The organism is Streptomyces sp. NPDC018693, from assembly GCF_044391385.1.
Classification (GTDB): domain Bacteria; phylum Actinomycetota; class Actinomycetes; order Streptomycetales; family Streptomycetaceae; genus Streptomyces.
The window spans coordinates 787,735-797,966 of the sequence record NZ_JBIRZZ010000003.1 but is presented as its reverse complement, the minus strand read 5'-3'; the positions used below and the strand labels follow the sequence as shown (position 1 = coordinate 797,966).

Here is a 10,232-nt window from a genome sequence, read left to right as displayed (position 1 = left end):
GACACCCTTCACCACACACCCATCGGTGTCTTCCGCAGCGTCGAACGCCCGGTGTACGACACACAGATGGCCGACCAGCTCGACACGGCCGTCGAACAGCGCGGCAAGGGCGACCTCGCCGCGCTGCTGGCCGGCGGGGACACCTGGACGGTCGTCGGCTGACGTCGGCCACCTTGAGGGGAGCGGTACGTTTCGTCCGCTCCCCCGGGAGTCAGCCCCTGGTCGGGCAGTCCTTCCAGGCCATGTGGTAGGTCGTGCTGATGTCGCCGTCCGTGGAGTCCATGGTCATGAAGCTGACCTTGTCGGGGGCCGTGCTGCCGGCGGTTACGCGGAGCTCGGTGTTGATGTTGAAGTTTCGCTGGACTCCGCAGGGGGCCCAGACCAGTTGGGCCCATTCGGTGGTGTCGGTGGCCTGCCAGTTGTCCGCGTACGGGCCGTTGAAGGTGTGGGTGCGGAACGCCGTCTGGGAGGAGCCCTGGAAGTAGTACGAGGCTCGCTGGGTGCCGGTCGCGCCGCGCTGGAGGGACGCGAAGCCTCGGTAGTCGGCGCTGGCGATGGCGTACGTGAAGCCCTGCGGGACGTGGACGACCAGGTTGAGCTGGCAGTTTCTGCGGAACGCCGTCGGGTTGGAGGTGCCGCCGGCCTGGGCGATGTAGTCGCTGTAGGTGACCGTGAAGGCGGTGTTGTCCTCGGAGACCGCGACTGCGGCCGTGCCGGCCGGGCAGCCGGAGCCGTTCACCGTGGCGATGTCGATGACGATGCGGTCCGGTGGCGGGTTGTCGAAAACGGGCGACGAGGCCCCCGCGGGGGTCGCCGTGGTGATGAGGAGAGCGGCCAGTGCGCCGCTGAGCAGGAGTCCACGGATCATGGTCTCTCCCAGGAGTGGGTGGGGGGTGGCGGGTTGTTGAGTGCCCAACCTTTGAAGGATCCATGGGGATCCTGTGAAGAGTGGGGCGATGGGCATCGTAGGGACCCGTCCCCGGGGGCGTGAGGGCCAACTCCGGCCATTCACAAGGGGGGTTTCACACCGTGCGGTGCGGTAGCGGGGTGGCGCGTCAGGCCGTCCGGCCGTAGTCGGTGGGGGCGTCCGGTACGTCCTCGTCCGTGTCGGTCCGGCGGACGTGGTGGGCGGTGCGCTTCTCGTGGGCGCGGGCCGCCGCCCACAGGAGGGCCCAGGCGGGGACCAGGTACCAGGGCAGCGGCCATATGGTGGCCCACCAGTGGGGGGTGGGTGAGAAGAGCGCCTCTACGGCGGCGGTGGCCATGGCGGCGGCCAGCGTCCAGCACAGCAGGCGTCCGGCCCAGTGCGCGGCCGCCGACCCCTGACGGTTCATTTCGCAAGTGTGTCGCCCGTGAAGGTATCCAGACAAGGTGTCAGGGCTTCGATTGCGCGACCCTCCCACGGAACTCATGGTGGGCCGCGGCTCCGGGTTCCTCACGATGACCGTAGCGGACCCAGAGGCGCTGGAGAGGACCGGGAGCCCACCAGTTGGCCCGGCCCGCTCGGTTCCCATGGGTTCAAGCCAGGCGGATCACGTTCCAGGAGAGGGGTTCCAGGGTCGCGGTCAGTCTGCCGTCGGTGAGGGCCGTGTCCGTGACCGGGTGCGGGGTGACCCGGTCCGGCTCGGTGAGGGTGTTGCGGGCGTCCGGGTCGGCGTCGGCGAGGGCGCTGTGCTCGACGACGCGGGTCAGGTCGAGGTCGCTGAGGGCGACTTCCAGCGGGAGCGGTTCGGTGCGGCTGCGGTTGACGGCGAAGACGGTGACCGTGCCGTCGTCGGCGCGGACCGCGGTCGCGTGCAGCAGATCCGCCTCGCCGTACTTCTTCGTCTCGTACGTCGGCGAGTCGACACGGACGTCGAGGACCTCGCCGCGGCCGTACTTCGATGCCTGGGAGAACGGGAAGAACGTCGTCTGGCGCCAGGCCGGGCCGCCCGGCTCGGTCATGATCGGCGCGATGACGTTGACCAGCTGGGCGAGGCAGGCGACCGTCACGCGGTCGGCGTGCCGCAGCAGGACGATGAGCAGGGAGCCGAAGACGACCGCGTCGGTGACGCTGTAGTTGTCCTCCAGGAGGCGGGGGGCCTCCGGCCAGTCGTCCGGGTTGTGCGCCTGGGCGTGGCTCTCCCACCGCGACAGGTACCAGACGTTCCACTCGTCGAAGGAGAGGTTGATCTTCTTCTTCGACTTCAGGCGGGCGCCGACGTGGTCGCAGGTCGCCACGACGTTCTCGATGAAGGACTCCATGTCGACCGCAGAGGCGAGGAAGGAGTCGACGTCGCCGTCGTGCGGCTCGTAGTAGGCGTGCAGGGAGATGTAGTCGACCAGGTCGTACGTCTCCTGGAGGACCGTCGCCTCCCATGCGCCGAAGGTGGGCATGCCCTGACCCGAGCTGCCGCAGGCGACGAGTTCGACGCGCGGGTCGATCTGGCGCATCGCGCGGGCCGTCTCGGCGGCGAGGCGGCCGTACTCCTCGGCCGTCTTGTGGCCCGTCTGCCAGGGGCCGTCCATCTCGTTGCCGAGGCACCAGAGTCGGATGCCGAAGGGGTCCTTGTCGCCGTGTGCGGCACGGAGGTCGGAGAGGGCCGTGCCGGAGGGGTGGTTGGCGTACTCCTGGAGTTCGAGGGCCTCGGCGACGCCGCGTGTACCGAGGTTGACCGCCATCATGGGCTCGGCCTGGGGGCCGAGCTTGCGGAGGAAGTCGATGTATTCGGAGAGGCCGAACCGGTTGGTTTCCGTGGAGTGCCAGGCGAGGTCGAGGCGGCGGGGGCGTTCCTCCGCGGGGCCGACCGAGTCCTCCCACTTGTAGCCGGAGACGAAGTTGCCGCCCGGGTAGCGGATGGCGGTGACGCCGAGTTCCCGGACGAGGGCGAGGACGTCCGTGCGGAGGCCGCTGTCGTCCGCGGTGGGGTGGTCGGGTTCGTAGATGCCGGTGTAGACGCAGCGGCCCAGGTGTTCCACGAAGGAGCCGAAGACGCGGGGGTCCACTGCGCCTACCTTGAAGGCGGGGTTCAGAGAGAAGCGGGCGGTTCGCATTGCTGCCTTTCGAGTGCCGGTTGAGTGCGGTTCGAGATATCGGCTGGCGCTCGTGACTTCGAACGGGACCGTAAGTTCGATACCGGCGGACGTCAATGGGTTTGCCGGGACCGTGATAGCGCTTTCTGCGATCGTTGCGTTTTCACACACTTCATGACGCGGCCATGACTCACCGCGTAATCTCGAACAGGCTGCCGCACGACGGCGAGAAGGGGGACGCATGGACATCGCGGGCGCACTGCGACGGGCCACGACCGGCCCGGCCATGCGCGCACTGACCCGCGACCTCGCGGCCGCGCTGCGCGACCTGCCCCACCCCCCGGACACCGTGGGCGAGCTGTGCCGGGCGCTGTGCGCGGCAATGGGGGCGCTGCGCGGCGGGCGGCCCGTGGAGCTGCGCTTCGAGCGGTTCCCCGACGAGCTCGATGTCACCGGACTGTGGGTCGAGTTCCAGGAGTTCGATCTGGTCATCGTCGAGGAGCGGGCCGAGCAGGTGCAGCAACTCGTCATCCTCGGCCATGAGCTGTGGCATCTGCACGCCGGTCACCGCCACCACCACGCGGCCGCCGCCGATGCGCTGGCCGGCCGGCCCGGCTGGCGCGACGTCGTCCTCGCCGTGGCCGCGCGCAACGGCTCACGCAAGGCCGAGGAGGCGGCCGCGGACGCCTTCGGGTACCGGCTCGCGGCGGCCGTACGGGGGTATGTGCGCAGGCCGGACGACGATCGCGACATGCGCAGGCCGCACGACGGCCGACCGGACCCCGCGGACCGGGTCCAGCGGGCGCTGGGATACCGCGGACGGTCTGCGGGCACGCTGGGAGAGCACGGGCGATCCGGGGGCACACCCGGAGACCACGGACGATCCGGAGGCACGCCCGGAGAGCACGGGCGGTCTGCGGGCACACCCGGAGACCACGGGCAATCCGGAGGCACGCCCGAAGACCACAGGCAGTCCGGGGACACACCCGAAGACCACGGGCAATCCAGAGGCACGCCCGGAGAGCGCGGGCGGTCTGAGGGCACACCCGAAGACCACAGGCGGTCCGGAGGCGCGCTCCGATGACCGGTGCCCTGAGCGTGGCGCAGTCGTCGGCGTCCGGTTCGCCCGATGTGCTCGGCGGGTTCGCGATCTCCTTCTGGATCCCGACCGCCGTCCTGTGCGCCGCCCTGGCCATCAAGCTGCCGACGATCATCCGGCTGTGGCGGGACCCGCTGCTGCGCGCGGTGGGCGGACTGCTGCTGCTCGCCTGCGCCGTGTTCGTGTTCGTGGCGCCCACCACGATCGCCTGGACCAACCGGGTCACCGGCGTGCCGAACATCTCCGCGCCCTGGTGCTACTCACTGCTCACCGCGTTCTGCGGCTCCTGCCTGCTGCTGATCATCGCCTGGCGCAACGGACTGTCCGAGCGCTCCCCCGCGACCCGCCGCGCCATGCGCTGGGTGATCAGCAGCTACTCGGCCGTGATCGTCGCGCTGTGGGTGCTGTTCTTCCTCGCGGACGCGCCCGTGGAGCGGCTGCGGGACCTCGACACCTACTACGCCAACACCCCCTTCATGCGCGAGGAGATCCTGCTCTACCTCCTCGCCCACTGCGTCGCCGTCCTCATCACCTCCCGGCTGATCTGGAACTGGGTCCGCACCGACGGCCTCGACGCCTGGCTGCGCTGCGGACTGGTGTTCCTGGCCGTCGGCTACGGCCTCAACCTGGTCTTCGACGCGCTGAAACTCACCGCCGTCGTGGCCCGCTGGACCGGTCACGACCTGGACTGGCTGAGTACGAACCTGGCCCCGCTCGCCGCCAGCCTGTCCGCCATCCTCGTCGCGGCCGGCTTCATCCTCCCGCACGCCGGCCAGTACCTGCACGACCGCTGGCGGGTGCGCGCGGCCCACCGCAGGCTGCGCCCCCTGTACGTGCTGATGCGTCACGCCAACGGCTCCGGTGTCCCGTTCGCTCTGCGGGCCACGCCCGAACTCCGGCTGATCCGCCGCGAGACGTTCATCCGGGACGTACTCCTCGCCCTGGCCCGGCACATCGACGAGGAGCAGCTGCGCCGCGCGCACGGCGCCGCGCTCCGCCTCGGCTTCCCGCCGCGACGGGCGAAGGCGCTGGCCTCCGCCGTGGCCATCCAGGACGCCGCCGCCCGCAAGATCCGCGGGCCGGACGGCGAGGGCTCGGTCCGCCCCGACACCACGGACCTGCTCCAGGAGATCGAGGCGGTCTCCCGCGCCCTTCGCGCCCCCGACGACCTGGCTGCTGTCCGCGCCCGCGCAGCCGCCCCATCAGCGCCTGAGCAGCAGGCCCCGGCAGCAGAGAGCAGCGTTCCCGTCCATGAGTCCCACGACGTCCATGAGTTCCACGACTGACCGCACGACCGCCAGCGCCGTCGTCCTCGGTGGTTCCCTCGCCGGCCTGCTCGCCGCCCGTGCCCTGGCCGACGTCGCCGGCCGGGTGACCGTCGTGGAGCGCGACGCGCTGCCGGCAGGGCCCGAGCCGCGCCGCGGCCTGCCGCAGGCCCGGCACGCACACCAGCTCTGGTCGGGCGGCGCGCGGGCCCTGGAGGAGCTGCTGCCGGGCGTCACCGACCGGCTGCTGGGGGCCGGTGTCCGCCGACTGCCGATCACCACGGACATCGTCGCGCAGTCACCGTACGGCTGGTACCGGCGGTGGAGCGAGTCGCACCACATGCTGCTGGCCGGCCGCGATCTGCTGGACGCGACGGTCCGGGCGGCGGTGCTCGCGGACGGGCGCGTCGAGGTCCTGGAGCGCACCGAGGTGCTCGGCCTGACCGGCACGGCCACGGCGGTGACGGGCGTACGGGTCGCGGCGGCCGGGCGGCCGGGTGCCGAGCCCCCGGCCGATGACACCGCCGGACACGTACTCGCCGCCGACCTGGTCGTCGACGCCACCGGGCGGGGCTCACGCGCCGCACGGTGGCTGACCGGACTGGGACTGCCCGAGCCGCGCCGACGGACGGTCGACTCCGGTGTCGCGTACGCCAGTCGGCTGTTCCGGGCACCGGAGGCCGCCCGCGGCGCCTTCCCCGTCGTCAACCTCCAGCCCGACCCGCGGACCGGGGAGCCCGGGCGGGGCGGGGTGCTGCTGCCCATCGAGGACGGGCAGTGGCTGGTCACACTGTTCGGCTCACGCGGCGGCGAACCGAGCACCGACACGGGCGACTTCGCCCGCTACGCCCGCGACGAGCTACGCCACCCCGTGATCGCCGACCTCATCGAGCGGGCCGAGCCGCTCAGCGAGGTGGCGTTCACCCGGACCACCGCGAACCGGCGGCTGTACTACGAGCGAATGCCGGCCTGGCCGGAGGGCTTCGCGGTGGTCGGCGACGCGCTGTGCGCGCTGAACCCGATCTACGGGCACGGAATGTCGGTCGCCGCGCAGTCGGCCCTGGCGCTGCGTGAGGTGGTACGACGTCATGGGCCGGGCTCGCCGCGTCTGGCCCGGCGCGTCCAGAAGGCGGTGGCCCGGCCCGCCGCCACCGCGTGGGACCTGGCCGTCGGCATGGACGTGTTCTACCCCGGGGCCACCGAGAGCGGGCCCACCCTCCGGGAGCGGCTGCTGGCGGCGTACGTGGGACGCCTGCTGTACACGGCCACCGGGAACGGGCGTATCGCGCGGCGGGTGACGGACGTGACGTCCCTGGAGCGGGCGGCGCCGGTGCTGGTGACGCCGGGGATGCTGCTGGCGGCGGCGGTGGGACCACTGCGCCCGCCGCTGGAGGGCCCCCCGCTGACGGCGGACGAACTGAAGCGGGCGGGCCTGCAATAGCTGAGGTCGGCCGGGGGGTGGGTCGCGCACCCCCCGGCGCTGACGAGGTGCCGCGCCCACCCGTGCCGCCATGGGGGCACCTCCCAGGCCCTTAAGGCACTGGGGGAGGCACGACTGCCCGCGGCTGGCCGATTTGCCAACGGGGCTCTCCCCCTATCCCTCGAACGCCGGCTGAGCCAGCCCCTTCCCCGCCCCCGGCACCACCAGCAGCGAGCCCGCCACCGGATGCGGTGCGTCCAGGCCCACCCGGGCCGTCGTGACGTACAGGTCGGTCAGGTCGGGGCCGCCGAAGGCGCAGGCCGTCACCAAGGGTGTCGGCAGCTCGATCACCCGGTCCAGCGCGCCGCCCGGCGTGTAGCGGCGTACCGCTGCCCCGCCCCACAGCGCGACCCAGACGCACCCCTCCGCGTCGACCGTCAGACCGTCGGGGAAGCCGGCGCCGTCCTCGATCGTGGCGAAGGGCCGGCGGTCGGTCACACGCCCCGCCTCGTGGTCGAAGACATCGACACGCCGGGTCGGGGAGTCGATGTAGTACATGAGGCGCCCGTCGGGGCTCCAGCCCGTGCCGTTGCTGACGGCGACGTCGTCGAGGACGGTCTCGACCGTGCCGTCCCCGGTCAGCCGGGACAGCGTGCCGCCGCCCGGTGCCTCGTCGTACCGCATGGTGCCGGCCCACAGGGAGCCGTCCGGCGCCACGGCGGCGTCGTTCGCGCGCCGCCCGGCGACCGGTTCGTGGTGCAGCCAGCGCAAGCTGTCGTCGGGGTCGAGCAGGGCGACGCCGTCGCGGAGGTTGAGGACCAGGCCGCCGCCCGCGCGGGGCTTGACGGCGCCGATGTGCTGGTCGGTCGTACGGACCGTGCGCCGGCCCGTGGAGGGGTCGTACGTGTGGATGCGCGCGCCGAGGATGTCCAGCCACAGCAGACGGCCCCGCGCCGCGTCCCAGGTCGGCCCCTCGCCCAGGGTCGCCTCGGCCCGTACCGCGACCTCGTACGCCGGCCCCGTCATGACACGCTCCGGTGACCGAGCCGCTCCGACAGCTCGGCGGCGCCCTTGGCGGCCAGCTGCTCCAGCTCGCCGCGCCGCTCCTCGCTCCAGCGGATCATCGGCACGGAGATCGACAGGGCGGCCACGACCTGACCGGCGCGGTCGCGCACCGGAGCGGCCACACAGCTGACGTCGGGGTTGGACTCGCGGTTCTCCACCGCGAGGCCGCGCTGACGGATCCCCGCAAGGGTCTCGCGCAGCGCGCCGGGGTCGGTGATGCTGTTGGGGGTCATGGCGACCAGCTCGGCGTCGTCGGGGATCCGGGCGGCGAGCTCCGACTCGGGAAGGGAGGCCAGCAGCATCTTGCCGACGGAGGTGCAGTGGGCGGGGAGGCGACGGCCCGCCGCGGACACCATGCGCACCGCGTGCGTGGAGTCGACCTTGGCGATGTAGATGACGTCGGTGCCTTCGAGGATGGCCACATGGACCGTCTCGTCGCAGGTCTCGGCGACCGAGCGGGCGACCTGCTGGCCCTCGGCGGCGAGGTCGAGCTGCTCGGCGTAACGGCTGCCGAGCTGGTACGGACGCACGCCGAGCCGGTAGCGCCCCGGCTGGCCGGGGACGGCGACCAGGTAGGAGCGGGCGGCGAGCGTGGTGACCAGTTCGTGCACGGTGGTGCGCGGCAGCTGCAGCTTGCGCACGATGTCGGGGGCGGAGAGTGTCCCGTCCCCGTCGAGGAACAGCTCCAGAATGTCCAGAGCCCGGGTCACGGCAGGTACGAGGCGTCCCACGGCCGGCCCCCTCCCTTGATGGTCGTTCGAACACTGACGGTCGTTCGAAATTTCAACAGACGATCGGCATGACGAACACAGGCTAGTCATAGACGCTCGGAGCGGGCAATGGCCGGGAACCGTAGGCTCGGCGGTGTGTTCTCCGAGGCCGACTTCCAGCTGGTCCTGCTGCGCCGCATGGCCGACCACAACCCCGAGCTGGTGGCGGACGCCCGCCGCCGACTGGGTGTGTCGATCAGCGACATGCGGGAGGCCAACAAGCGTTGGCAGGCGATGGTCCGCTCGCCGCATGCCCGCGCCGCCGCCTCCCGGTACCGGTCGGTCCTCGGCCCGCCCGAGTCCGCGGTCTCCCGCCGCATCGGTGACCTCGACTGCGAGGCATGGCAGTGGCCCGTCCCCCTCTGGCCCGACCTCCGCTTCGAGGTGCTGCTCGGTCCGGGCGGCGCCGTCTGGAACGAATGGCTCGTCCGCGCACCCGGCGCCCCCGGCCCCGTCCTGCGCACCCTCGCCGACCTCACCCCCTGGTCCTGCACGATCGACGAGGCCGCCCGGGCCTTCGCCCCCGCCCGCCCCCTGGAGGGCACGGCGCCCACGCGGTGGGGGCTGGCCTTCACGGCACCGGACGCGGACGGCGCACGGCGCGAAGTGGTCGCCGAGTTCACCTGGGGCCTGCTCCAGCGGACCGCCGTCAGCGGGCCGCCGTAGCCGCAGCAGCCGCCGCCTCCAGGATCGCCTCCACCACCCGCGCCACCGACCCCGGATGCAGCCCCAGGAAGAGATTCGGTTCGACCAGCTCCAGCTCCATCAGCCGGGGCTCCCCGTCCGCCCCGTCGACCAGGTCGACCCGCGCGTACAGCAGCTCCGGCGCGCCGGGCACGGCCGCCAGGGCCCGCTCGGCGACGGCGAGTTCGGCCTGCGTCGGCTGCCACACCCGCAGATCGGGATGGGCCACCTTGTCCGCGTCGTACGGTGTGCCCGGTGCTAGGACGGCCCCCTTGCGGCTGGCGTGCAGCAGCCGCCCGCCGAAGAACTGCAGCGCCCGCTCACCGCTGACGTCGATGTCCTTGATGTAGGGCTGCACCATCGCCGTGAACCCCTCGGCGTGCATGCGCGCCAGCTGCCGTACGGCGGTGTCGTGCTCGTCGGGCGTGTAGCGGGCGGCGAACCGGGCGCCCGCGCCGGAGGTCGGCTTGATCACGTACTCGTGGTCGTCGGGGAGGTCGACAGGAGCGCCGGGGGCGAGATAGCGGGTGGGCACGGTGGGCACCCCCGCCTCGGCCAGCTCCCCGAGGTACCGCTTGTCGGTGTTCCAGCGGACGACGTCCACCGGGTTGGCGAGCCGCGTCTGCTTCCCGGCCCGCTCCAGCCAGTCCCCGAACTCGGCCGCCCGCCAGCTGTAGTCCCAGGTGGACCGGATGACGGCGAGGTCGTAGGCCCCCCAGTCGGCCAAGGCGTCGTCCCAGCGCACGGCGTCGGCCGCCGCCCCGGCGGCCACCAGCTCCCGCACCAGCACCGGAAGATCACGGTCCTGGGTGGACTCCGGCCCGGGGTCATAGGTGACGAGGGCTATACGGGGCACGACGGGTGACCTCCCGGGACAGGGGACGCGCTCAGGCGGCCCGAACAGGATCGAACGGGTG

9 protein-coding genes and 2 pseudogenes are annotated in these 10,232 nt (G+C 72.3%); 5 read left to right on the top strand and 6 right to left on the bottom strand.

Annotated features, from left to right (window positions below; all coding sequences use genetic code 11):
• Positions 1 to 162, top strand: a pseudogene (locus ACH5AC_RS12080) (2-oxoacid:ferredoxin oxidoreductase subunit beta); the annotation flags it as partial.
• Positions 163 to 211: 49 nt separating this feature from the next.
• Here ACH5AC_RS12080 and ACH5AC_RS12075 read toward each other — a convergent pair.
• The 3 genes from ACH5AC_RS12075 to ACH5AC_RS12065 form a co-directional block, all read right to left on the bottom strand.
• Positions 212 to 868, bottom strand: a complete 657-nt coding sequence (locus ACH5AC_RS12075; RefSeq protein ID WP_398861609.1) for a DUF4360 domain-containing protein — start codon at positions 866 to 868, stop codon at positions 212 to 214.
• A 187-nt stretch (positions 869 to 1,055) separates the two neighbouring features.
• Positions 1,056 to 1,334 carry a hypothetical protein gene (locus ACH5AC_RS12070; protein WP_398861608.1) on the bottom strand — a complete coding sequence of 93 codons (279 nt, stop codon included), beginning with the start codon at positions 1,332 to 1,334 and terminating at the stop codon, positions 1,056 to 1,058.
• Positions 1,335 to 1,518: 184 nt separating this feature from the next.
• Positions 1,519 to 3,033: an alpha-N-arabinofuranosidase gene (locus tag ACH5AC_RS12065; protein ID WP_398861607.1), complete on the bottom strand. Its 1,515-nt coding sequence runs from the start codon at positions 3,031 to 3,033 to the stop codon at positions 1,519 to 1,521.
• A gap of 220 nt (positions 3,034 to 3,253) precedes the next feature.
• On the opposite strand from ACH5AC_RS12065, the pseudogene ACH5AC_RS12060 reads away from it, so the two are divergent.
• The 3 genes and pseudogenes from ACH5AC_RS12060 to ACH5AC_RS12050 form a co-directional block, all read left to right on the top strand.
• Positions 3,254 to 3,841: pseudogene (locus tag ACH5AC_RS12060) on the top strand (toxin-antitoxin system, toxin component family protein); the annotation flags it as partial.
• Positions 3,842 to 4,092: 251 nt separating this feature from the next.
• A complete protein-coding gene (locus tag ACH5AC_RS12055; protein ID WP_398861606.1) occupies positions 4,093 to 5,397 on the top strand; it encodes an MAB_1171c family putative transporter in 1,305 nt (434 codons plus the stop codon).
• A complete protein-coding gene (locus ACH5AC_RS12050; protein ID WP_398861605.1) occupies positions 5,381 to 6,817 on the top strand; it encodes an FAD-dependent oxidoreductase in 1,437 nt (478 codons plus the stop codon). The genes ACH5AC_RS12055 and ACH5AC_RS12050 overlap by 17 nt, the downstream gene beginning before the upstream one ends.
• Before the next feature lie 153 nt (positions 6,818 to 6,970).
• Here the strand turns inward: ACH5AC_RS12050 and ACH5AC_RS12045 are convergent, their stop codons facing one another.
• Together ACH5AC_RS12045 and ACH5AC_RS12040 are read right to left on the bottom strand one after the other, a co-directional pair.
• Positions 6,971 to 7,822 (bottom strand): SMP-30/gluconolactonase/LRE family protein, encoded by an 852-nt coding sequence (locus ACH5AC_RS12045; RefSeq protein ID WP_398861604.1) that lies wholly within the window; start codon positions 7,820 to 7,822, stop codon positions 6,971 to 6,973.
• Positions 7,819 to 8,592, bottom strand: a complete 774-nt coding sequence (locus tag ACH5AC_RS12040) for an IclR family transcriptional regulator (protein WP_398861603.1) — start codon at positions 8,590 to 8,592, stop codon at positions 7,819 to 7,821. The genes ACH5AC_RS12045 and ACH5AC_RS12040 overlap by 4 nt, the downstream gene beginning before the upstream one ends.
• A 108-nt stretch (positions 8,593 to 8,700) precedes the next feature.
• Between ACH5AC_RS12040 and ACH5AC_RS12035 the strand changes: the two genes are divergently transcribed.
• On the top strand, positions 8,701 to 9,297 hold the full coding sequence (locus ACH5AC_RS12035; protein ID WP_398861602.1) for a hypothetical protein: 597 nt from the start codon (positions 8,701 to 8,703) through the stop codon (positions 9,295 to 9,297).
• Here the strand turns inward: ACH5AC_RS12035 and ACH5AC_RS12030 are convergent.
• Complete coding sequence (locus ACH5AC_RS12030; RefSeq protein ID WP_398861601.1) at positions 9,281 to 10,171, bottom strand: RimK family alpha-L-glutamate ligase; 891 nt, start codon at positions 10,169 to 10,171, stop codon at positions 9,281 to 9,283. The two genes, ACH5AC_RS12035 and ACH5AC_RS12030, sit on opposite strands and share 17 nt — an antisense overlap.
• Positions 10,172 to 10,232: the final 61 nt, after the last annotated feature.

Excerpts from the sequence above, each read along its gene's own strand:
- ACH5AC_RS12075 (WP_398861609.1), bottom strand. The coding sequence starts at position 868 with ATGATCCGTGGACTCCTGCTCAGCGGCGCACTGGCCGCTCTCCTCATC.
- ACH5AC_RS12065 (WP_398861607.1), bottom strand. The coding sequence starts at position 3,033 with ATGCGAACCGCCCGCTTCTCTCTGAACCCCGCCTTCAAGGTAGGCGCA.
- ACH5AC_RS12035 (WP_398861602.1), top strand. The coding sequence starts at position 8,701 with ATGGCCGGGAACCGTAGGCTCGGCGGTGTGTTCTCCGAGGCCGACTTC.
- ACH5AC_RS12050 (WP_398861605.1), top strand. The coding sequence starts at position 5,381 with ATGAGTTCCACGACTGACCGCACGACCGCCAGCGCCGTCGTCCTCGGT.
- ACH5AC_RS12045 (WP_398861604.1), bottom strand. The coding sequence starts at position 7,822 with ATGACGGGGCCGGCGTACGAGGTCGCGGTACGGGCCGAGGCGACCCTG.
- ACH5AC_RS12070 (WP_398861608.1), bottom strand. The coding sequence starts at position 1,334 with ATGAACCGTCAGGGGTCGGCGGCCGCGCACTGGGCCGGACGCCTGCTG.
- ACH5AC_RS12055 (WP_398861606.1), top strand. The coding sequence starts at position 4,093 with ATGACCGGTGCCCTGAGCGTGGCGCAGTCGTCGGCGTCCGGTTCGCCC.